We start from the raw sequence: 21,793 nt of genomic DNA, 5'->3' as shown, positions 1-21,793 counted from the left end.
TCAGCCCTGCGGCCTGAGGGTCCGCACCACCTCATCCGGCGGCAGGTAATTGCGGCCGTCGGCGTAGCGCCAGTCGACCATGGTGCCCTTGCCGTTCTTCAGCGCGGTGCGGCCGACGAAGGCGCCCATGGTGGATTGGTGGTCGATGGCGCGGAACTCCGCCGGTCCGAACACCGAGCCGAATGGCAGGCCGCGCATCGCCGCCACCATCGCCTCGGTCTCCGGTGCCGGGATCTTCTTCAGCATGGTGGCGATGGCCATGACGGTGTCGTAGCCGACGACGCTGCCGAGCCGCGGGTGATCGTTCCAGCGCCGGCGATAGGCATCGCGGAAGGCGCTGTGCTCGGGGGTGTTGATCTGGTCCCAGGGATAGCCGGTAACGATCCAGCCCTCCGGCGCTTCATCCTGCAGCGGCTCCAGGTATTCCGGCTCGCCGGTCAGCAGGGAGACGATGCGGCGGCGCTCGAACAGCCCGCGGGTGCTGCCCTGACGCACGAAATTGGTCAGGTCGGCGCCGAAGGTGACGTTGAAGATCGCCTCCGGATTGGCCGCGGCCAGGGCCTGCACCGTGGCGCCGGCATCGATGCGGCCGAGGGCGGGGAACTGCTCGGCGACGAATTGCACATCCGGCTTGGCTCGGGTCAGCAGTTCCTTGAACCAGCGGACCGCGGACTGGCCGTATTCATAGTTGGGCGCGACGGTGGCCCAGCGCTTCACCGGCAGCTTCGCCGCTTCCTCGACCAGCATGGCCGACTGCATGTAGGTGCTGGCGCGCAGCCGGAAGGTGTAGCGGTTGCCGCGGGCCCAGACGAGGGCATCCGTCAGCGGCTCCGACGCCACGAACAGCCGCTTGTTCTGGTTGGCGAAATCGCCGATAGCGAGACCGACATTCGAGAGGAAGCCGCCCGACAGCAGCGCCACCTTCTCGGCATTCACCAGCTCGCCGGCCAGACGGACCGCATCCTCGGGCCGGCCGGCATCGTCGCGGAACAGGGTCTCCAGCGGCCGGCCATGGATGCCACCGGCGGCATTCACCTGCTCCTGCGCCAGGATCCAGGCATTGCGATAGGGCTGCAGGAAGGCGGGCTGGGCGGTGTAGCTGTTGATCTCGCCGATGCGGATCGGCTCACCCTGGGCACGCGCGACCAGGGGCGCCACCACGGTCATGCCGGCGGTCGCCAGCAGGCGCCGCCGCCTGACACCCGAATCCATCATCCAGCCCCCCGGTTACGCTGCAACTGCGAAGGCGGCCATGGAACCGCAACATCCTTCAGGGCGCAAACGAATTCGGCCGCTTCGCTACGCAGCCGAGCCCGATTCTACTTGACCTCGACGTAACGGAGATAAGGCTTCTTGGCCTCCCAGCCCTGCGGGAACATCGTCTTCGCCTGTTCGTCCGAGATCGAGGGCGGGATGATGCCGCGCTCCCCCGGGCGCCAGTTCACCGGCGTCGCCACCTTGGCCCGGTCGGTGAGCTGCAGGCTGTCGATCACCCGCAGGATCTCGTCGAAGTTCCGCCCGGTGCTGGGCGGGTAGACCAGGTAGAGGCGGATCTTCTTCTGCGGGTCGATGACGAAGACGGTCCGGACGGTGATCGCCGGATCGGCCTCCGGATGCACCATCTCATAGAGATTGGCCACCGCCTTGTCGGGGTCGGCGATCATCGGGAAATTCACCGCATGGCCCTGGGTCTCGGCGATATCCGCCTCCCAGCCATTGTGGCTGGCGACCGGGTCGACCGAGAGGCCGATGACCTTGACGCCGCGCCTGTCGAACTCCGGCTTCAGCCGCGCGGTCTCGCCGAGTTCGGTGGTGCAGACCGGGGTGAAGTCCTTGGGGTGGCTGAACAGTACGCCCCAGGAATTCCCCAGCCAGTCGTGGAAACGAATGCGGCCCTGAGTGCTGTCGGCCTCGAAATCCGGCGCGACCTGACCAAGCTGTGGCATCGATCCCTCCTGCCTTGCGCGGCGCGGCCGGCGGCCGCGCCTTATCCCCGATCGGAACTGCGGGCTCCGGGCCCGAAGGCCGAACGCCCGTGCTTCAGGCCGCCTGCACCAGCCCGCCGATGTCCGCGAGGTAGCGGACATAATGGTCGGCGTCGCCGAACATGGCGTCATTCACCGTCAGCCGCTTGAAGTAATGCCCGCAGGCATACTCCATCGTCATCGCGATGCCGCCATGCAGCTGGATGCTCTGCTGGCCAACGAAGCGCGCGGAACGGCCGATCTGCACCTTTACCGTGGCCATCGCCTTGCGGCGTTCGAGCGGGTCGCGCTCCTCGGCCGACATGGCTGCGAAGTAGGACATGCTGCGGGCCTGCTCCAGCGCCACCAGCATATCCGCCGCGCGGTGCTGCAGCGCCTGGAAGCTGCCAATAGGCCGGCCGAATTGCTGGCGCGTCTTCATGTAGTCGACGGTCATGTCATGCGCGACCTGCATCGCGCCGACCGCCTCGCCGGCCAGCGCGGCGATGGTCTCGTCCACCACCTGATCAACCAGCGGCAGGCCGTGCTCGGGGTTGCCGAGCACCGCCTCGGCGCGGGCGTTGGCGAACTCCACCTCCGCCGCGCGCTGGCCGTCCACCGTGCGGTAGCCGCGGCGCTGCACGCCGGGGTCCTTCGCATCCACCAGGAAGACGCCGATGCCGCGCTGGTCGCGCTGGCCGCCGGCGGTGCGGGCGGTGACGATCAGCGCGTCGGCGCTGTCGCCATGCACGACATAGCCCTTGCGGCCGGTGATGGACCAGCCGCTGCCGTCCTTCTTCGCCGTCGTCGCCACGTCGAACAGGTCGTAGCGGGACTGCCGCTCCGCCTGGGCGAAGGCCAGCAGCAGCTCGCCGGCGGCGATCTTCGGCACCATCGCGCTGCGCAGCTCGGCGCTGGCGCCGTTGCGCAGGAAGCCGCCGCCGATGACCACGGTGCTCAGCCAGGGCTCCAGGGTGATGGCGCGGCCGAGTTGTTCGGCGACCAGCAGCGTATCCACCGCGCCGCCGCCGAAGCCGCCCTCATCCTCGGCGAAGGGCAGGCCGAGCAGGCCGAGCTCGGCGAATTGCGACCAGACCTCGCGGCTCCAGCCCTCGGGTGCCTTCATATAGGCCTTGCGCTGCTCGAAGCCGTATTTGTCGGCAAGCAGCTTGGCCACGCTGTCCTGCAGGAGGCGCTGCTCCTCGCTCAGATCGAAATCCATGGTGCGTTACAGTCCCAGGAAGGCCTTGGCCATGATGTTGCGCTGAATCTCGTTCGAGCCGCCGTAGATACTCTGCTTGCGCCAGTTGAAGTAGACGCCGGCGAGGCCGAGCGCCCAGTCGGGCGCCACATCCACGTCGTTGCCGCCACCCTCCTCATCCGGATCGCCATCGACCCAGGCATAGGGACCGGCCGCCTTCATCAGCAGCTCGGAGCAGAGCTGCTGGATCTCGGTGCCCTTGATCTTCAGCACGCTGGTCGCCGGGTCGGGCTTCTTGTCCTTCCGCTTGGTCTCGGTGGCGATGACCCGCATGACGGTCATCTCCAGCGCCTTCAGCTCGACCTCGATCTCGGTCACCTTGCGGCGGAATTCGGGATCTTCCATCAGCGGCCTGCCGCCATCGAGGCTTTCCTGCGCGATCACCTTCAGGCGGCGGATGCGCTCGCGGCTGGCGCCGACCCGGGCCTGGCCGAAACGCTCATTGCCCAGCAGGAATTTGGCACAGTCCCAGCCACGGTTCTCCTGGCCGACAAGGTTCTCGACCGGCACCTTCACATCATCGAAGAAGACCTCGTTCACCTCATGCCCACCCTCGATGGTGATGATCGGGCGGACGGTGATGCCGGGGGTCTTCATATCGCAGAGCAGGAAGGAGATGCCCTCCTGCTTCTTCGCATTGGGGTCGGTGCGGACCAGCAGGAAGATCCAGTCGGCGTGCTGCGCCAGCGTGGTCCAGGTCTTCTGACCGTTGACGACATAGTGGTCGCCCTCCCGCACCGCCCGGGTCTTCAGCCCGGCAAGGTCGGAGCCGGCGCCGGGCTCGGAGAAGCCCTGGCACCACCAGTCGTCGAGGTTCAGCATGCGCGGCAGGAAGCGCTTCTTCTGTTCCTCCGTGCCGAATTCGATGATCACCGGCCCGCACATGTTGATGTTGAAGCCGAGCGGCGATGGCGCCGGCGCCTGCTGCAGCTCCTCGCGGAAGATGTAGCGCTGCGCCAGGGTCCAGCCCGGCCCGCCGGCCTCCTTCGGCCATTCCGGCGCGGCCCAGCCGCGGGCATTCAGCTTGCGCTGCCAGTCCACCACCATCTGCTTGGTGGGGGATTTGCCGGCCAGCATGCGCTCGCGCGTCGCGACCGGCAGTTCCTTGGCGATGAAATCGCGGACTTCCTGGCGGAAGGCGATCTCGGCATCCGTAAACCGGAGGTCCATGGTGTCTCTCCTCGAAGCGGGTTCAGGCGGGTTTCGCCGGGGATTTGAGCCCGGCGAAGCTGCCGCCCTCGGCAGCCAGGCGCTCGATCAGCGCGGCGGGCTGCAGGTTCCTGTCGCCGGTCACCTCGGCGTAATGGGCAAGCCGGTCGCGCACCGTCCGCAGCCCCATGCGGTCGGCCCAGAACATCGGGCCGCCGCGGAAGGCCGGCCAGCCGAAGCCGTTGACGAAGATCACGTCGATATCGACGGGACGGGAGGCGATGCCTTCCTCAAGGATGCGGGCGCCCTCGTTCACCATCGGCAGCAGCAGGCGTTCGAGGATCTCCTGATCCTCGATCCTGCGACGGCGTACCTGCATCTTCTCGGCGACGTCGAGGATGATCTGCTCGACCTCCTTCGACGGCATGCGCCTGCGGTTCTCGTCGTAGTCGTAATAGCCCTTGCTGGTCTTCTGGCCGAGCCGCCCGGCTGCCACCACCGCATCGGCCACCGGCGCCACCGTGCCGCGCGCCTTGCGCACCGCCGCGCCGATGTCGAGGCCGGCGAGGTCACCGGTGGCCAGCGGCCCCATCGCCATGCCGTAGCCTTCCATGACCCGGTCGATATCCTGCGGCAAGCAGCCTTCCAGCAGCAGCTTCTCCACCTGTGGGCCGCGCTTGCCGGTCATGCGGTTACCGACGAAGCCGTCGCAATTGCCGACCAGCACCGGCAGCTTGCCGATCCGCTTGCCCACCTCGGTCGCGGTGGCGATGGCGGCCGGGCTGGTCGCCGCGCCGCGGACATTCTCCAGCAGACGCATGACATTCGCCGGGCTGAAGAAATGCATGCCGATGACCAGTTCGGGCCGCTTCGTCGCCGAGGCGATCTCGTCGATGCTCAGGGTCGAGGTGTTGGAGGCCAGCACGATGCCGGGCCGCGCCGCCTTGTCGAGCCGCCCAAAGACCTCCTTCTTCACCTCCATGTTCTCGAAGACGGCCTCGATGACGAGGTCGGCCTCGCCCACCGCCTTGTCGAAATTGGTGGTGCCGGTCAGGAGCGCGCGACGCTTCTCATACTCCGCCTGGGAAAGGCGGCCTGAGGCGACGGTGCGCTGCCAATTCGCCTCGCAACGCTTCAGGCCGCGCTCCAGCGCTTCCTCGCTGGTCTCGACGATGGTAACCGGCAGGCCATTGTTCGCCGCCGACATGGCGATGCCGCCACCCATGGTGCCGCCGCCGATCACCACCAGCCTGTTCACCGGCAGGGATTTGGCATCGGCCGGAAGGCCGGGGACTCGCTGCGCCTCGCGCTCGCCGAAGAAGATGTGGCGCAACGCCTGGCTCTGTTCGCCCGCGACGAGACGCTGGAACTGTTCGCGCTCGACATTCAGCCCATCGTCAAAGGGCATGGTGAAGGCGGCGCGCACCGCCTCGACGCAGCCCTTCGGGCTTTCCTGACCGCGGCTGCGCGCCGTCAGCTTCTTCGCCGCCTCGTCGAATTTCGCGGCATCGTAGCCGGCAATCCTGTCGGTGCGGTTGCGCGCCAAGGTGAAGCTCTTGCCGGCGTTGGCCCGCGCCCAGGCGACCGCGCCCTTCTCAAGGTCGCCCTCGACCACCGCATCGATGAAGCCGAGCTTCACAGCCTCTTCCGCGCTCACCGGATCACCGGAGACGATCAGCCGCAGCGCCTCCAGCCCGATCAGCCGCGGCAGCCGCTGGGTGCCGCCGGCGCCGGGGACGAAGCCGCGCTTCACCTCGGGCAGCCCGACCTGGGCGCCGGGTGCTGCAACCCGAGCATGGCAGGCGAGCGCAAGCTCAAGCCCGCCGCCCAGCGCATTGCCATGGATGGCGGCGACGACCGGCACCCGGGAATTCTCGATGGCGTCGAACACCTCGTTCAACGAGGGTGGCTTCCGCGGCTTGCCGAACTCGGTCATCTCCGCGCCGGCGCTGAAATTCCGGCCGGAGCCGATCAGCACAATGGCCTTGGCGCCTTCCCGCAGCGCCGCCTGCAGCCCGTCGAGCAGCCCGGCGCGCACTTCGGTGCGCAGCGTGTTCACTGGCGCATTGGCAATGCGGAGGATGTGAACATCGCCATCGAAGGCATGTTCGACAAATCGTGCCTCATCGGCCATGGCCGGCTTCTCCATCCCAATTCATTCTTCATGACCGCCGATACGCCGACAGGCTGCGAACCACCGCATCCGGGTGGCGCACCGGTTCACGCCACCGTTGCGGCCCGCTCCGGACGCCGAGGGGGCGACGCGAAGCCGCGCGCATCCTCAGGCGCAGGCCGGCGCGCGTCAACCGCGCTACCCCGGCAGCAACGCCGCATGCTGCAGCGCGGCATAGACCAGGGCGACCACCAGCATGACCAGATAGGGGCTGGCGCCACGCAGCAACGCCAGGGTGCAGAGCCCGAGGGTAGCGAATTCCAGCCAGCCGGCGCCATCCGCCTGAAGCAGGGTCAGCACCCCGGCCAGGATCAATCCCACCGCCACCGGGGCGAGCCCACGCTCGATCACCCGTCGCACCGGGCTGTCGCCGCGTCGCCGCCACCAGCCACCGACCACCAGCAGCACGCAGGAGGACGGCCCATAAAGCCCGATCGCCGCCGCCACCGCCCCCCAGAACCCCGCCGCCTGCCAGCCGATCAGCGCCGAGATCAACGACCCCGGCCCCGGCGCGGCGCGGGAGATGGCGAAGAGATCGACGAACTCCCGCGGGGTGATCCAGCCATGCACCTCGACCGCCTGGCGCTGCATCTCGGCGAAGATCGACGGCCCGCCGCCGAGCGAGACCAGCGACAGCGGCGCGAAGACCAGCAGCAGCGCAAGCAGCCGTTCAGCCATCGGCGCGGCCTGCCCACCACGCGAGGGCGATCGAGATCGGCACCACCACCAGCACCACCGGGATCATCGGCCAGCGCAGCACCCCCACCGCCAGGAACACCGCCACCACCACGATCCAGGGCCAGAGCCCGCGCATCCGGCTGCCGCTGCGCCAGGCGACGGCGAGGGAGTTCGCCAGCCCTGCCGCGGCGACCCCGCCGAGCACCACGGCAAGGCCGGTCAGGCCGGCGCCCCAGCGATAGGCCAGGGCCAGCCCGAGGATGAACAGGAAGGGCGGCCCCAATATGCCGAGGAAGGCCATCCCCGCTCCCGGCAGGCCACGCAATTGCTGGCCGATGTAGAGTGCCAGGTTGATGCTGTTGGGACCCGGCAGCACCTGGCCGAGGGCGACGCCGGCGAGGAAGGCCTCATCCGTCATCCAGCCGCGCCGGACCACCACCTCGCGGTGCATCCAGCCCGGCAGGCCGCCGCCGAAGCTCGCCATGCCGAGGCTGGTGAAGACCAGCAGGATCTCGCCAAGCCTGGCCTCCGCCTTCACCCCGCCCTCGCCCGCTGCGCCCCAGGGCTTCTCGGGCAAAGCCGCGGGCCTGTCGATAGCGGTGACGCGGTGCCAAGGGCGGTCCCCCCCCGAGCGGATCGCCGGAAGGACGGCAGCCCGAAGGCGTGAATCTGCTCTGAAAGCAGCAGGCTAGAATGGGCCGCAGTCCCAACCGGACTGTGATCCACTCTGGTTCTCGCGTGGGGAGAAGCGCATCATCCCTGCAAGGAAACGTCGGGGAACACCATGCGCCGCCGCACTCTGCTCGCCACCGCAGCATTACTGCCCGCCACCCGGGCCTTCGCTCAGGGGAACGACTGGCCGAACCGTCCCATCCGCATCGTCGTCCCCTTCCCGCCCGGCGGGCCGAACGACATCATCGCCCGGCTCTACGCGCCCGCCCTGACCGCCGTGCTGAAGCAGCCGATCGTCATCGAGAACCGCGGCGGCGCCGGTGGCGGCATCGGCGTGGATGCGGTGGCGAAGTCCGCGCCCGACGGCTACTCGCTGGTCATCAGCAGCAGCGGCTCCCTGGTCATCAACCCGCATGTCATGAACGTGCCCTACAAGATACCGGACGACTTCACGCCCATCAGCGTCGTCACCCTGGTGCCGGAGGCCCTGGTGGCGCATCCCTCGCTTGGGGTGAAGACCCTGCCCGAGCTGATCGCCCTGGCAAAGCGTCAGCCGGGGCGGATCAATATCGGCACCGCCGGCTCGGCCGGCATCTCCCAGCTGGCGGCGGAGCTGTTCAAGGCGCAGACCGGCATCGACATCACCGTGGTGCCGTATCGCGGCGCGGCGCCGGCGGTGGTGGATCTGCTCGGCAACTCGATCCAGCTGCTGTTCGCCGACCTGCCGGTGATCTTGCCGCATATCCGCAGCAATGCGCTGGTGCCGGTGGTGCTGGCCAGCCGGCAGCGCAGCCCCTCCCTGCCCGATCTGCCGATCACCGCCGAGCACGGCTTCCCGCAGGTGCTGGCGGATAATTGGTACAGCATGCTCGGCCCGGCCAAGCTGCCGGCGCCGATCCTGGCGAAGCTGTCGGAAGCGGTGAAGATCGCCAGCCAGACGCCGGAGGTGCGGGACGGCCTTGCCAGCCAGGGCGCCCAGGCGACCTGGACGACCCCGGCCGATTTCACCGCCCGGCTGATCAGCGAATCGGAGGTCTGGCGGCGCGTCGCCCAGGCGGCCAACATCCGCGCGGATTGATCCAAGGCGCGACGGCGGCCAAGGATCGCATGGCAGCGGATTGCGTTCAGGTCTGGTCGCTGCTCCGCTGTAGCCTGGTGTTTGCGGAACGAATTCACGCCCTCTGGGATTCGCTCTATCCTCCCTGCGGCGACCCGGAACACCGGGCGCTGCAGGGAGGAAAGACGGATGCCCACTGCCACCCGATGGCCGCGCCGCGCGGCCCTGCTGGCCGCGGCGGCGGCCAGCGCGAGGCCGGCCCGCGCACAGCCCAGCGCCGAATGGCCGACCCAGCCGGTGCGCTACATCAACCTCTATGCCCCGGGCGGCTCCACCGACATCCTGTCGCGCATCTGGTGCCATCGGATGAGCGCGCTCACCGGCCAGCAATTCGTCATCGAGGCGCGCACCGGCGCCGGCGGCACGGTCGGCCAGGCGGCGATCGCCAGGGCGGCGCCGGATGGCTACACCATCGGCCTCGGCAGCATCGCCACCCTGGCGATCGGGCCCTCGCTCTACCCGGTCCTCGGCTATGATCCGGCCCGCGACTTCACCATGATCTCCGGGCTGTGGCGGCTGCCCAATCTGCTGATCATCAACAACGCGCTGCCGGCCCGCAGCGTGCCGGAGCTGATCGCCCTGCTGAAGCGCGAACCGGGACGCTACGCCTTCGGCTCCGGCGGTTCCGGCACCACGGTCCACCTGGCCGGTGAGATGTTCAAGCAGCAGGCCGGCGTCGAGATGGTGCATGTGCCCTTCCGCGGCGAGGCGGCGGCAATGGTCGACCTGCTCGCCGGGCGCATCCACATGGTGTTCGGCAACATCCCGAGCGCCATCGCCCAGGTGCGCGACGGCAGTGCGCGGCCGCTGGCAGTGACCGGGCTGGAGCGCAGCCCGGTGGCGCCGGAGGTGCCGACCCTGGCGGAGACCCTGCCGGGCTTCGACATCACCTCCTGGAATGGCGTGGTCGGGCCGGCCGGGCTGCCGCCCGCGGTGCTGGCGCGGCTGATGGCACTGACCGCGCAGGCGCTGGCCGACCCGGCCCTGATGCACAGCTACAAGGAGAATGGCGCGGTGCCCTGGTCCACCACGCCGGAGGAATTCGCCAGCTTCCGCGCCGCCGAGGAACGTCGTTTCGCCGAGATCATCCGCATCTCCGGTGCCAAGGCGGATTGAGCGCCAGGGCTCAGTACCCGGCCGTCAGCCCCCCGGCCGGCCCATAGGTCACACCGCCTGTCACCGCCTCGGTGGAGCCGCGGCCGAGCCAGCCGGCCTCGGCGTCGAGCCGGGCGACACCCTCGACCGCCAGCCCGGTGGCGAGCGCCGTCTGCGGCAGCGGTCCGAGCTCGCCCAGCCGGACGACGGAGCGCGCCCCGCCCGGGCGGAAGGTCGGCGCCGGCAAGGCCCGCGCCGCCGCCGCCCGGTCACCGGCGCGCAACGCCCGCGCCGCCGTCAGAAGCGCGGCCACCACCGCATCCGGCGACGCCTGCTCATCCACCCCCAGCGCGTCCCGCGCCTCGGTCCGCGCCAGCAGGAACTCCCGCCGCAGGCTTTCCGGCAGCGGGGCGAAACGCGGGTTGCGGGACAGCTCGACCGTGAGGAATTCAAGCTGTGCCAGCGCCTGGGCCGCCTCGGCAGGCCGGCCGGCGAGCCCTGCACCACGATCGGCGAAGGCCGCGGCCGCGGCGCCCACCGCGGCCCGCGTGGGATCCGCCGTGGCGGTCGCAAGACCGGCCGGCGGTGGCCGGGGCGGCGCCTGCCGCAGCTCGGCGCAGGCGCCGAGCAGCAGCAGTCCCGCCAGGAGCCGGCCGGGCTTCAAAGCCTGCCGCGCCGGTCGCCTTCCGCCCGCCGCAGGACCTCGGTGGCGCCGACCGCCGCCGTATTGGTCCGCGGCAGGTCGGGCAGCGCCGCCAGCCGGGTGAGCGTGACCTGGCCGCCCTGCGGGAAGATTGTCGCGGGCAGCGCTGCCGCCGCCGCTTCCGGCTGACCGGCGCGGAGCGCCCGCGCCGCGGCGTAGAGTGAATCGATCACCGGCTGCGGCGGCAGGCCGGGCGGGATGCCGAGCGCCTCGCGCCATTCCTCCCGTGCCTGCAGCATCTGCGTCTGCAGATTCGCCGGGCCGCCGACGAAGCGCGGGTTGTTCGGCAACTCGACCGCCAGATACTCCATCTGCGCCAGCGCTCGCGCCGCATCGGCTGGCTGGCCGGCGAGCTGGCCCTGATGGGAGAAGGCGAAGGAGGTGCTCGCGACCGCGCTGCGTACCGGGTCCCCGGCGCCAACCAGCGCGTCAAATGGCAGCTGAGCATTGGGCGCGGGTGGCGGCATCGCGCAAGCGCCGAGCAGCAACAGCGTGGCAGCGGTCGGCAGGAAGCGTCGGTTCATCAGCATACTCCAGTTCGGCAGGCGCAGAGTGACATCCGCCTGGAGCGGATCGCGCCGGGGCGTGAAGCCGCGGCGGGTGAATCCGCTCTGCAAACAACAGGCTACAGCGGAGCAGCCTTCAGACATGAACGCAATCCGCTGTAGAACAAACAGCCGGAAGGCCGGGGCCTGAAGGCGCGAAGCTGCGCTGGAAGCAACAAGCCAGGGAGATCGCAGAGGGGCGCTCCGGAACGTGTATCCACCCGACAAACGACCGGCTACGGCGGGTTGGCGCTGGGAACATCCGCCATGGACCGGATCGCGGTCCCATCCGGACTGCGATCCGGTCTAGTCCTTGCCGCCGTCGCCGCCGCCATTGATGCGGCCGTCCTGCTCGACGCGCAGGAATTCCTGATTGGTCAGGGCGGTGGCGAGGCGGGTCCGGGGCAGCGGCGGCAGGTCGCCGAGCCGCGCCAGGGTGGCCGGGCCGTCACGGAACACTGGGCCCGGCAGGGCCAGTGCCGCAGCCGCCTGGTCGCCGCTGCGCAGCGCGCGGGAGGCGTTGTAGAGCGCATCGACCACCACCTGCGGCGGCGCGTCCGGGGCGACCCCCAGGGCCAGGCGCAATTCGTCGCGCGCCGCCACCAATTCCTGCCCGACCAGCCGGTCGTAGCCGGTCCAGCGTGGGCCGGCGGGGATCTCGGTGGCGAGAAACTCCACCTGCGCCGCAGCGCGGGCCGCCGCATCCGGCCGGCCGGCCATGGTGCCGGGCGAGGCGAAGGCATAGGCGCTGCCGATGATGGCCGCGCGGGTCGGGTCCCCGGCGCCGACCACGGCGTCGTTCGGCAACACGGCATGGGATGCCGGAGCGACGGCGCAGCCGGCGAGAGGCAGCAGCGCAACCAGCGTGGCAATACGGCGCATAACGGTCCTCCTTGCAGAGGCAGAATGGGCATTCATTGCTGACTGCACAATTGTTTGCTGCATGAGGAACGAGTCATTCGCCTTGTCAGCGCGGGAAGATCTGCGCCTCCAGCGCATCCCGCGCCGCCCGCAAGGCCCGGCGCAGCGGTGCCAACGCAGCGCTCTCCGGGTCGAATCCGGCCAAGGTCGCGCCGAACGGCGCCAGCGCGGCGGCGGCATCGTCCCGGCGGCCAGCGGCGGCTGCGGCGAACAGCGCCTCCGCCACGGCCTGGGGCGGGGCCTCCGGCGGGATGCGCAGGGCAGCGCGGAGGGTGGTGCGGCCTTCCCGCAGCAGCCGGGTCAGGTGGCGGCCATCGACCTCCCGGCCATCCTGGAAGGCGGTGGCCAGGTATTCGACCAACGCCGCGGCCCAGGCCGCCTCGGCCGGCTGGCCGCGCAGGGTGGCGGGGCGGTCGAGGAAATGGCCAGCCGCCCCGGCCAGCGCCCAGCGGCGCGGCTCGGTGGCGCCTTCGGGCAGGCCGGGCGGCAGGCGCACCGGCGGCTCCGGCTGCCAGCCATCGTCGCAGCCGGTGAGCGGCAGAAGCGCAGCCAGCCGGGCCAGCAGCCGCCGCGTCAGTAGCACCCAGCCAGCCGCCCACGGGTGCGCAGCAGCGCCAGCACGGTGCGGCAGGTCGGCGCCGGGCGCCCGACCAGATCGGCCAGCTCGACGATGACGCCGAGCAGCGCGTCGATCTCCATCGGCCGGCCACGTTCCAGATCCTGCAGCATGGAGGTCTTGTGCGCGCCGACCTCGGCGCCGCCGGCGATGCGCTTATCGACGTCGATGGCGAATTTGACGCCGAGCGCCTCGGCGATCGCCTGCGCCTCCAGCATCATCTCCCGGCAGACGGCGCGCAGCTCCGGCTCCCCGGTGATGACGTCGAGCGTCGCGCCGGTCAGCGCGCTCAGCGGGTTGAAAGCAAGGTTGCCCCAGAGCTTCACCCACATCTCGTCGCGGATGCGCGGGCGGACCGGGGCCTTGAAGCCAGCGGCGACCAGCGCGGCGGAGAGCGCATTGGCCCGCTCGCTGCGGCTGCCATCGGGCTCGCCCAGGGTGAAGCGGTCGCCATAGGTATGGGTGATGACGCCGGGCTCGGTCACCTCGGCCGCCGGGTAGATGATGCAGCCGAGGACGCGGGAGGGGTGGAGCTGGTCCCACAGCTTCCCGCCCGGATCGACGCTCTCGACCCGGTGGTCCTCATGGGGACCCGGAAGCTTGTAGAAGTACCACCAAGGGATGCCGTTGACGGCGGAGACGATGGTGGTCTGCTCATGCAGCAGCGGTGCCAGTTGCGGCGCGATGCCGGGCAGCGCCGGCGCCTTCAGCGTGATCACCACATAGTCCTGCGGCCCGGCCTCCTCGGCCGAGGCGACGCAGCGCGGATGAACGACAGTCTCCGCGCCCTCGCTGATCAGCTTCAGCCCCTTTGCCTGCATGGCGGCGAGGTGCGGGCCGCGGGCGATGACGGTGACCTCGGCATCGCCTTTGGCGGCGAGCTTCGCCGCCATGAGGCCACCGATGGCGCCGGCGCCGAAGATGCAGAGTTTCATGCGACTGCCCTCAGGCCGTGATGCCGAGCTTCTCGGCAAGGCCGATCCGCATCAGCTTGCCGGTCGCGCCCTTCGGGATCTCCGGCAGGAACACCACCTTCCGCGGCACCTTGAAATCGGCCAGATGCTGCGCCGCATGGTCGCGCAGCTCGCGCTCTGTGCAGGACATCCCTTCGCGCAGCACCACGGCGGCGCCGACCTCCTCGCCCAGCATCGGATGTGGAATGCTGAAGGTCAGTGCCTGCGCCACCGCCGGATGCTCGGAGAGCACGCCGTCCACCTCCAGCGGGCTGACCTGCTCGCCGCCGCGCTTGATCAGCTCCTTCAGCCTTCCGGTCAGCATCAGGTAGCCGTCCTTGTCGAACATTCCCTGGTCGCCGGTGCGGAACCAGCCATTGGTGAAGGCCTTGGCATTCGCCTCCGGGTTGGCCTCGTAGCCCTTGGTGACGTTCGGGCCGCGGATGACGATCTCGCCGATGCTGCCCTGCGGCAGGATGGTGCCGTCATCATCCATGATGGCGACCTCCGGCCCGGCCGGCAGGCCGACGAGGCCCGGCTTCTGCGCCTGCGGCGGCAGCGGGTTGCTGCACATCTGGTGGCTCGCCTCGGTCATGCCGTAGGCCTCGATCACCGGCGCGCCGAAGGCGGCGACCAGATCCTTCATCGCCTGCGCCGGCAGCGAGGCGGAGGAGGAGCGGATGAACCGCAGCGGCGCCCGGGCGATGATCTCCCGGTTGCGCTCGGCGCGCTGCAGGATCGCCTGGTGCATGGTCGGCACCGCGGTGTACCAGCTCGGCCGCTCAGTATCGAGCAGGCCGAAGAAGCGCAGCGCGTTGAAGCCCGGTGTGCAGATGACGGCGCCGCCGCCGGCCAGCGAGGACAGGGTCGCCGCGATCAGCCCGTGGATGTGGAACAGCGGCATGACATTGAGGCAGGCATCCTCGGCCGTGAGCCGCAAGGTGCGCGCGATGTTATCGGCCGAGGCGGTGACGTTGGCATGGGTCAGCGGCACGATCTTCGGCCGCGCCGTGGTGCCGGAGGTGTGCAGCACCAGCGCGACATCCTCCGCCTCCGCGAGGCCCGGCTTCGCCGCTTTGCCAGGGCTGCCGCCGCTGAGGGTGAACTCGCCCGCCGCCGCGCCCGGCACCAGCTCCACCACCGGCACGCCAAGCCGCTGCGCCACGGCCCGCGCCGGGGTTTCCGCGCCCTGCAGCACGACCAGCGCCTTCGCCTTCAGGTCGGTCAGGTAGAACTCGAATTCCTCGTCCTTGTAGGCGGGGTTGAGCGGCGCGGTGGTGGCGCCGGCGGCGATGGCGACGAAGCTCGCGGCCATTTCCGGCCCGTTCGGCAGCACGATCGCGACGCGGTCGCCCCGGCCGATGCCGATGCCGTTCAAAGCCGCGACGGTGCGCTCGGCCAGGGCCCGCAGCCCGGCGTAGGTAAGCGGCGGTCGCTCCGGCGCGCGCATGGCGGGGCGGGCGGCATTGCCGGCAATGATCAGGTCGAGCACGGTGCGGCTGGCGGTCATGGCAGTTCCTTGGGGGCCTGCAGCGGATTGCGTCCATGGCGGAACGCAATCCGCTGCAGGCCAGTGTTTGCAGAGCGGATTGACGCTCCGGGGAGGTCACGCCCCTCCGCGATCCGCTCTCGACGCCGACACCTCTGCATCAGCGGCGCCGCCGCGGCAAGCCGGCTGAGGCAGCGGAGCCCGGCCGACGGCGCCGGGAGGTTATCCCATTGGCCGGTGGCCAGCGGCGGTCCGGAGCGATCCGCCGCGAGGCTGGCCGCCGCCGGCAGCGTGGCATAGCACCGCATCCTGCAGCCGGGTGGCAGGGCGAGCAGCGCGGCCTTCAGTGACCGAAGCTGGCGGCACGCCACCAGCCTCGGCCGGACCCGTCTCGACCGCGCGCCGCGAATGCCACCTCCGTCGTGAGCGCCTTTGCGCCTGATCGTTCGGTGCGCGGCGCCTGAGGCCATCCAACTTTGGACTCCCACATCCGAATGAGCGGCTTCTTGCCCTTGATGAAGGGCGGTGCGGCTCCGGCCGCCTGTGGCACGGCTGGACGCTGTCTTACCGAACCGGCTCCCTGGCGCGCTCCGTCAGCGCCTCGGTGCTGGAGTCCGCCGGCTCCTCGTCCTGCATGAGCGGATCCTCGGTGATGATGGCCAGCAGATCGGTGCCCTGACTCTTCAGCATGATCACCACGCCGACGATCATGAAGGCGAAGGCACCCGGAGTGGCCAGGCGGAGCAGCAGCAGACACAGGCCCAGCAGGGAGAAGCCCGCGACCCAGAGCCAGAGATGTTCCCGGATATGCAACATGATTGGATGCATCGTTGCTGTCCTCCCTCGGAGCCAGATCCCCCGAGTTACAGCGTAGCAATGCAACGGACGGGATTGCGACAGAAATGCGTATGATGCCGCGGCAGTGCTGCAAATGTTGAGGAACCTCTGGCTAACACTTATTTTATCGGACTACGCCTCCTGCACGAGACTCAATCGCGTTAATAACGCCAGGGTTATATGTTGGGTGGCAAAATGGTACCTAAGGTCGGGAACGTGTTCCTTGGGCACGTCAAGGTCGAACTCCAGTCACGTTCACCCAAGCTCTGGGGGTGGAAGGTGCGCATGGATGGTTCCGACACCATCGTCGAGTGTTCGGAGAGGGTGTTCAGCCACGCCGAGGATGCTTGGCGGGAAGGCCAACGCGCCCTCGCCAGCCTTGAGGCTCAGCGGGTTTCGCACCAGCCGCGCCAGCGGCAGGATGCCTGACGCGGCAGCTTCGCTCTGACCTGACGCGGGTGCCCCCTACGCCATGGCAGCCGGCGCGGCGTGTCATACGAGGCTCAGCGGCCAGGCGATCACGGTATAGTTCGGGCAAAGCTCGGCGAGCAGCAGCGCTTCGATCTTTGCCTCCTCGGCCTCGGTCCAGAGCGCCATCCAGGGCTCGGGCGTCCACAGGCACTCGCTGGCATTGCCCTGATCCCTGTAGCCGAGGAAGTAGCGCGGCTGCTCCGGCTGGGGATTGACCACGACGATGACGTGTTGCGACATCCGGCTCCTGCTCGTCCTGAGCGCCCCCGAGGCATGTGCCGGGGGGCAGGTACTGGCCTGGACGGGAACGCGAAAGGCTCAGCAGTCGCCACATGATCGTGCTGGCATCCGCGTTCCACGCCACAGCGGTTGCAGTGTGGCAGTGCGGTCCAGCTTGTCTCGAAACGAACGCGTGCGTCCGGGGCCCCATTCATCACCCTTCGTGGAGGGCGTGGCTCGACCGTTGCCCGTCCTCGATGGCCCGGGGCGGGGCAGCGTTCCCTAAATTGTTGCCGGCAATGTCCCGAGGCGGCCTCGGCAATCCTCCAAGATGCTTGCCACCCATCTGCCCTGGGGGGAGGAATAGGAACACCACCCTATCCGGACCGCCGCCATGCCGATCCTGAACCGCATTGCCGATTTCCACGCCGAGATGACCGCCTGGCGACAGGATTTCCATGCCCATCCCGAGACCGCCTTCGAGGAGGTGCGCACCAGCGGCATCGTTGCCGCGAAGCTGCGCGCGTTCGGCGTCGACGAGGTGGTGACCGGCATCGCCAGGACCGGGGTCGTCGGGGTGATTCGCGGCCAGGGCGCCGGACCTTCCATCGGCCTGCGTGCCGACATGGATGCGCTGCCGATCCTGGAGCAGACCGGCCTGCCCTATGCCTCGCGGACGCCCGGCAAGATGCACGCCTGCGGCCATGACGGGCACACCGCCATGCTGCTCGGCGCGGCAAAGTACCTGGCCGAGACGCGTAATTTCGACGGCACCGTCTACCTGATCTTCCAGCCGGCCGAGGAAGCAGGCGGCGGCGGCAACCTCATGGTGCAGGAAGGCCTGTTCGACCGCTTCCCGGTCGAAAGGGTGTTCGGGATGCATAACTGGCCCGGCGCGCCAGAGGGCAGCTTCTGGTGGCGCGAAGGTCCGGTGATGGCGGCAACGGCGCAGATCGAGGTGGTCATCGAGGGCAAGGGCGCGCATGGCGCCATGCCGCACCAGGGCAACGACCCGGTGGTGATCGCCGCCCAGTTGGTCACCGCGCTGCAATCCGTGGTGGCGCGCAATGTGGAGCCGGTGGAGGCCGGCGTCATCACCATCGGCCACATCCAGGGCGGCGACACCTGGAATGTCATTCCGCAGAGCGTCACGCTGCGCGGCACCGCGCGGTGGTTCAAGCCGGAGGTCGGCGACTTGTTGGAGGAGAAGTTCCTGGCGCTCGCCACCGGCATCCCCGCCGCCTTCGGCGCCACGGCGAAGGCGGTGTTCGACCGTGGCTACCCGGCGACGGTGAATGAGCCGGAGAGCACCAGGCTGACGCTGGCCGCGGCTGAGGCAGTGGCCGGTGCGGCGAAGGTGACGGAGATGCCGAAGCCGACCATGGGCGGCGAGGACTTCGCCTTCATGCTGAACGCCCGGCCCGGCAGCTACATCATGCTCGGCGCCGGGCGCGGCCCCCAGGATCCGCAGGTCCACCACCCGAAGTATGACTTCAATGATGCGGTGCTGCCGGTCGGGGCGAGCTACTGGGCGACCCTGGCGGAGCAGCTGCTGCCGCGGCGGGGATAGCGGCCTATGGCGCGGGCAGCGGCGCAATGCCGCCCCGCGCCGACCGGCACTATTCGGCCCGGATTCCGGCGCGGGTGGCGGTCTCGCGGGTCCGGGCCCGTTCCTCCCTCAGCCAGGTGGCGAGGCCCTCCGGCGTGCGTACCGCCGGCTCGGAAAGCTGCGCCCCACCTCGGTCTGCCGCGCCTGGTAGGAGGGGTCGGCGAGCGCGGCCAGTGCCGCGGCGTTCAGCGCGGTGATCGCCGCCGCCGGCGTCCCGCCAGTCGTCATCAGCGCCGCCCAGGAACCACCGGACAGCCCCGGCAGCTCCTGTTCGATCAAGGTCGGGATGTCCGGCGCCAGCGGCGAACGGGTCGGGCCGGTGGTCGCCAGGATGCGGGTCAGCCCGCCGCGCCAGGTCGGCACCACGGTGGAGATCTCGCCCATGACCACCTGGACATTGCCGGCGATGAGATCCGGCACCGACTGGCTGCTGCCGCGGTAGGGCACGTGGATCAGCCGGATCCCTGCCTGCGCCATGAACTGCTCAATGAGGAAATGCGTCGCGCTGCCCTGGCCGGAGGAGCCGATGGTGATCTCCCCAGGCCGCGCCTTGGCCGCGGCGATGAACTCCGACAGGCTGCGATGCGGGCTATCGGCCTTCACCGTCAGGGTCAGCGGGCTGCGGCTGAGCAGCGCGACCGGCGCCAGGTCGGTCTCGACGTCATAGGGCAGCCGGGACTGCAGCACCGGATTCACCGTCAGCGGCCCGTTGCTGCCGAGCAGCAGGGTGTGGCCATCGGGCCGGGCCTTGGCCACCGCATCGGCGCCGACGGTGCCGCCGCCGCCGGCGCGGTTCTCGACGATGACCGGCTGGCCGAGCTTCTCCGCCATCCGCGCCGCCGCCAACCGCCCCTGGATGTCGGAGGAGGTGCCGGCGGCGAAGGGCACGATCAGCCGCAGTGGCCGCTCGGGAAAGGCCTGGGCGCGGGCCAGCGAGGGCAGGCCGAGGCCCGCGGCGAGCAGCAGGCGGCGGGTCGGGTACATCCTGGTTCCCTCGGTTCATTGCGCCGGAGCATGCCGGGTGGCGCTCTCCCTGGCCAGGGGTGGCGGTAAAACGCTCAATACCAGCGGCATAATTGTCCATTCATGCCGAGCGCCCGAACGGGTGCCGCGCCGCGTCGCGCGTAGCTAAGGTTCGTGGAGTAAACCGCCCGCGACCAAGGGAAACCGTCGATTGGTCGCGATCAACGGCGGCTAGTATCAGCCGACGATGCGCCGCAGCAGCAGCGCCAGCCCGACCGCGATCACCAGCAGCAGCCCCGGTACCCAGGCCAGCGGCGCCAGACCAAGCAGCGCCGGCAGCAGCCCGGCGCCGAGCGTTGCCGCCGCTACCTGGAAGCCCACCGCATGCGTCGCCGCGGCGGCGCCCAGCCGGGCTGGAGTCCGCGCCATCAAGGTCGGGTAGAGCGGCGACAGCCCCACCGCCAGCAGGCCGAGCGAGACCCAGGCCTCCCCCGCCGCGAAGCCGGCCGAGCCCAACACCACCGCTGGCGCCACCCAGCGCAGCAGCCGGTCGGCGCCGAGCCGGTCGACGATGAAGCCCATGCCGACCCGGCCGAGCGCCAGCGCCGCCCAGTACAGGGTGGTGATGGCGCCGGCGCTGGCGGGATCGGCGCCGCGGTGCTCCACCATCACCGTCGTCACCCATTGCCCGGTGCCGATCTCGACGCCGCAGTAGAGGAAGAAGGCGAGGATCTGGAGCCGCGCCACCGGCAGCCGCAGCACTGCGAGCGCAGGCAGCCGCGCCGAGACCTGGCCGGATGATGCGCCCCAGCGGGCGCGGGTCAGCAGGAAGGCGAGCGCCAGCGCCGCCAGCACAAGTCCCACCACCAGCCAAGCAGCGCGCCAGGACGCCCCGGCCGCCAGCAGCGCCGTCGCCGCCGCCGGCCCCAGGGTGGCGCCGAGGCCCCAGCAGGCATGCATCCAGTTCAGGTGTCGCGGGGCGAAGCGGCCGGCGGCGAAGGCGTTCAGCGCAGCATCCACCGCTCCGCCGCCGAGCCCGCCGAGCAGCGCCAGCGCCACCAACACCGGCCAGGGCGGCGCCAGGGCGAAGCCAAGGGCGGCGGTCGCCGTCGCGGCGACGCTCGCCGCCAGCACGCCGCCGAGGCCGAGGCGTTGGATGAGCCACCCGGCCAGGATGCTCGCCGCCATGGTGCCGAGCGAAGCCGCCAGCAACAGCATCCCAAGCCACGCCGCCGGCAGCCCGTAATCGACGCGCAGCACCGGCCAGAGCGTGCCCGGCAACGGGTCCGGCAGGCCAAGGCCGACAAAGGCGACATAGGCGAGGAGAAGCAGCGGCACCCGCTACCCTGCGACGCTAGAGCAAACTCCGATCAGGCGAGACCCCCTGGTCGAAGTACTATGCTCGCCCGAACAAAAGGCCGGAGCGGTTTCCGCGAGCCAGGGCGAACGGAAACCGTTCTAGCTGCCGACCTTCAGCGTGCTGGTCAGCCCGCGCAGGCAGGCGAGGATCGACAGCGGGGTGATCTTGCCGGTGCGCGGGTTCTCCTCGCTCGGCACGTTCTCGATGGTCATGGTCAGCCGCGCCGCGGCCGCCTCGACCCGGATGGTGTGGGTGTTGCGGCTCACCCCGGGGTCGCCCCAGATCTCCACCATGGTCCGCTCCGGACCGATGCCCGCCAGCGCCAGCGCGGCGGCGACGTTCACATTGGCCGGGAAGCCGCGCGCGGCGTCGAAGGCATTGCCCTTGAACACCAGCCGTGGCGTGGTGATGCCGAGCAGGTCGATGTTGTTCTCGACCAGATAGGGCGCGCCTTCCAGCCCGCGCGGCGGCTTGCGCGTCTCGATGGTGACGCTCTCGACCTTGCCCTCGGCGGCGGCGCGCACCGCGTCGAGGCCGAGCAGCGCGCCGGTCGGCACCACAATGCGCGCGCCGGTCTCGCGCGCCCGCGCCACCAGATGCATCCGCGGCAGCAGCGCGCCGACGCTGCTGGGGATGAAGATCCGGCCGCGGCCGATGGCGGCCTCGGCCATCTGCTCAAATACCGCGGCAGGTGCTGCCTCCACCACGATATCGGCGTGCTCGGCCAGACCCCGCAGATCGACCAGCAACGGCGTGCTGCGGAAGCCGGCGATGAGGCGGCGTGCCTTCTCCTGGTCACGCGCCGCGATGGCGGTGAGGCGCAGCCCCTCCACCCCGGCGTCCAGTGCCCGCGCCAGATGCGCGCCGATGGCGCCGAGCCCGCCGATCGCCACCGTCATTGTGCCGGCCATGTCGCCCCCGCTGTCCGCTGCTGTGCTTCTGGCGGTTAGCAGAACCGCATGCTTGGGGCGAGAGCTGCGGAACCTTCGTGCCCGCGG

The 21,793-nt window shown here is 70.0% G+C and carries 22 protein-coding genes; 4 read left to right on the top strand and 18 right to left on the bottom strand.

Annotated elements, in window-relative coordinates; translation table 11 throughout:
- The 7 genes from H7965_RS12910 to H7965_RS12880 form a co-directional block, all read right to left on the bottom strand.
- Complete coding sequence (locus H7965_RS12910; protein ID WP_456308159.1) at window positions 1–1,212, bottom strand: ABC transporter substrate-binding protein; 1,212 nt, start codon at window positions 1,210–1,212, stop codon at window positions 1–3.
- Between the two features lie 107 nt (window positions 1,213–1,319).
- Entirely contained in the window at window positions 1,320–1,946 is a 627-nt protein-coding gene (locus H7965_RS12905) for a peroxiredoxin (RefSeq protein ID WP_186770990.1), read from the bottom strand.
- A 94-nt stretch (window positions 1,947–2,040) separates the two neighbouring features.
- Window positions 2,041–3,186, bottom strand: a complete 1,146-nt coding sequence (locus tag H7965_RS12900; protein ID WP_186770989.1) for an acyl-CoA dehydrogenase family protein — start codon at window positions 3,184–3,186, stop codon at window positions 2,041–2,043.
- 6 nt (window positions 3,187–3,192) lie between these two features.
- Window positions 3,193–4,395 carry an acyl-CoA dehydrogenase family protein gene (locus H7965_RS12895; protein ID WP_186770988.1) on the bottom strand — a complete coding sequence of 401 codons (1,203 nt, stop codon included), beginning with the start codon at window positions 4,393–4,395 and terminating at the stop codon, window positions 3,193–3,195.
- A 22-nt stretch (window positions 4,396–4,417) separates the two neighbouring features.
- A complete protein-coding gene (locus H7965_RS12890; protein ID WP_229682607.1) occupies window positions 4,418–6,523 on the bottom strand; it encodes a 3-hydroxyacyl-CoA dehydrogenase NAD-binding domain-containing protein in 2,106 nt (701 codons plus the stop codon).
- 162 nt (window positions 6,524–6,685) lie between these two features.
- Complete coding sequence (locus tag H7965_RS12885) at window positions 6,686–7,225, bottom strand: chromate transporter (protein WP_186770987.1); 540 nt, start codon at window positions 7,223–7,225, stop codon at window positions 6,686–6,688.
- Window positions 7,218–7,802, bottom strand: coding sequence for a chromate transporter (locus H7965_RS12880; RefSeq protein WP_186770986.1), 585 nt, complete (start codon window positions 7,800–7,802; stop codon window positions 7,218–7,220). Before H7965_RS12880 ends, H7965_RS12885 begins: the two co-directional genes overlap by 8 nt.
- 207 nt (window positions 7,803–8,009) lie before the next feature.
- On the opposite strand from H7965_RS12880, the gene H7965_RS12875 reads away from it, so the two are divergent.
- Both H7965_RS12875 and H7965_RS12870 read left to right on the top strand, forming a co-directional pair.
- Window positions 8,010–8,975 carry a Bug family tripartite tricarboxylate transporter substrate binding protein gene (locus H7965_RS12875; protein WP_186770985.1) on the top strand — a complete coding sequence of 322 codons (966 nt, stop codon included), beginning with the start codon at window positions 8,010–8,012 and terminating at the stop codon, window positions 8,973–8,975.
- 168 nt (window positions 8,976–9,143) lie between these two features.
- Window positions 9,144–10,130 (top strand): Bug family tripartite tricarboxylate transporter substrate binding protein, encoded by a 987-nt coding sequence (locus H7965_RS12870; protein WP_186770984.1) that lies wholly within the window; start codon window positions 9,144–9,146, stop codon window positions 10,128–10,130.
- A gap of 10 nt (window positions 10,131–10,140) precedes the next feature.
- Here the strand turns inward: H7965_RS12870 and H7965_RS12865 are convergent, their stop codons facing one another.
- The 7 genes from H7965_RS12865 to H7965_RS12835 all read right to left on the bottom strand — a co-directional run bounded on the left by H7965_RS12865 (window position 10,141) and on the right by H7965_RS12835 (window position 16,164).
- Window positions 10,141–10,773, bottom strand: coding sequence for a hypothetical protein (locus tag H7965_RS12865; protein WP_186770983.1), 633 nt, complete (start codon window positions 10,771–10,773; stop codon window positions 10,141–10,143).
- Complete coding sequence (locus tag H7965_RS12860) at window positions 10,770–11,336, bottom strand: hypothetical protein (RefSeq protein ID WP_186770982.1); 567 nt, start codon at window positions 11,334–11,336, stop codon at window positions 10,770–10,772. Before H7965_RS12860 ends, H7965_RS12865 begins: the two co-directional genes overlap by 4 nt.
- A gap of 327 nt (window positions 11,337–11,663) precedes the next feature.
- Window positions 11,664–12,239, bottom strand: a complete 576-nt coding sequence (locus H7965_RS12855; RefSeq protein WP_186770981.1) for a hypothetical protein — start codon at window positions 12,237–12,239, stop codon at window positions 11,664–11,666.
- Window positions 12,240–12,324: 85 nt separating this feature from the next.
- Entirely contained in the window at window positions 12,325–12,861 is a 537-nt protein-coding gene (locus H7965_RS12850; protein WP_186770980.1) for a hypothetical protein, read from the bottom strand.
- Window positions 12,852–13,829: a 2-dehydropantoate 2-reductase gene (locus H7965_RS12845; protein ID WP_186770979.1), complete on the bottom strand. Its 978-nt coding sequence runs from the start codon at window positions 13,827–13,829 to the stop codon at window positions 12,852–12,854. Before H7965_RS12845 ends, H7965_RS12850 begins: the two co-directional genes overlap by 10 nt.
- 10 nt (window positions 13,830–13,839) lie before the next feature.
- Entirely contained in the window at window positions 13,840–15,357 is a 1,518-nt protein-coding gene (locus H7965_RS12840) for an acyl--CoA ligase (protein ID WP_186770978.1), read from the bottom strand.
- Window positions 15,358–15,900: 543 nt separating this feature from the next.
- Entirely contained in the window at window positions 15,901–16,164 is a 264-nt protein-coding gene (locus tag H7965_RS12835; RefSeq protein WP_186770977.1) for a hypothetical protein, read from the bottom strand.
- 294 nt (window positions 16,165–16,458) lie between these two features.
- Between H7965_RS12835 and H7965_RS12830 the strand changes: the two genes are divergently transcribed.
- Window positions 16,459–16,602, top strand: coding sequence for a hypothetical protein (locus tag H7965_RS12830; protein ID WP_186770976.1), 144 nt, complete (start codon window positions 16,459–16,461; stop codon window positions 16,600–16,602).
- 63 nt (window positions 16,603–16,665) lie between these two features.
- Here H7965_RS12830 and H7965_RS12825 read toward each other — a convergent pair whose 3' ends face one another.
- A complete protein-coding gene (locus H7965_RS12825; RefSeq protein WP_186770975.1) occupies window positions 16,666–16,884 on the bottom strand; it encodes a hypothetical protein in 219 nt (72 codons plus the stop codon).
- Window positions 16,885–17,257: 373 nt separating this feature from the next.
- Here H7965_RS12825 and H7965_RS12820 point away from each other — a divergent pair, with 373 nt between their 5' ends.
- On the top strand, window positions 17,258–18,433 hold the full coding sequence (locus tag H7965_RS12820; protein ID WP_186770974.1) for a M20 aminoacylase family protein: 1,176 nt from the start codon (window positions 17,258–17,260) through the stop codon (window positions 18,431–18,433).
- 108 nt (window positions 18,434–18,541) lie between these two features.
- Here the strand turns inward: H7965_RS12820 and H7965_RS12815 are convergent, their stop codons facing one another.
- The 3 genes from H7965_RS12815 to H7965_RS12805 all read right to left on the bottom strand — a co-directional run bounded on the left by H7965_RS12815 (window position 18,542) and on the right by H7965_RS12805 (window position 21,706).
- Complete coding sequence (locus tag H7965_RS12815; RefSeq protein WP_186770973.1) at window positions 18,542–19,456, bottom strand: Bug family tripartite tricarboxylate transporter substrate binding protein; 915 nt, start codon at window positions 19,454–19,456, stop codon at window positions 18,542–18,544.
- A gap of 216 nt (window positions 19,457–19,672) precedes the next feature.
- Entirely contained in the window at window positions 19,673–20,773 is a 1,101-nt protein-coding gene (locus tag H7965_RS12810; protein WP_186770972.1) for an MFS transporter, read from the bottom strand.
- Between the two features lie 120 nt (window positions 20,774–20,893).
- The gene (locus H7965_RS12805) at window positions 20,894–21,706 is read right to left on the bottom strand and encodes an aspartate dehydrogenase (protein WP_222440589.1); all 813 of its coding nucleotides are present in this window, start codon (window positions 21,704–21,706) and stop codon (window positions 20,894–20,896) included.
- Window positions 21,707–21,793: the final 87 nt, after the last annotated feature.

It is taken from the genome of Siccirubricoccus deserti (assembly GCF_014283215.1).
Lineage (GTDB): Bacteria > Pseudomonadota > Alphaproteobacteria > Acetobacterales > Acetobacteraceae > Siccirubricoccus > Siccirubricoccus deserti.
Note: the sequence above shows the minus strand (reverse complement) of the source record. Positions and strands in the feature narration are given on the sequence as shown.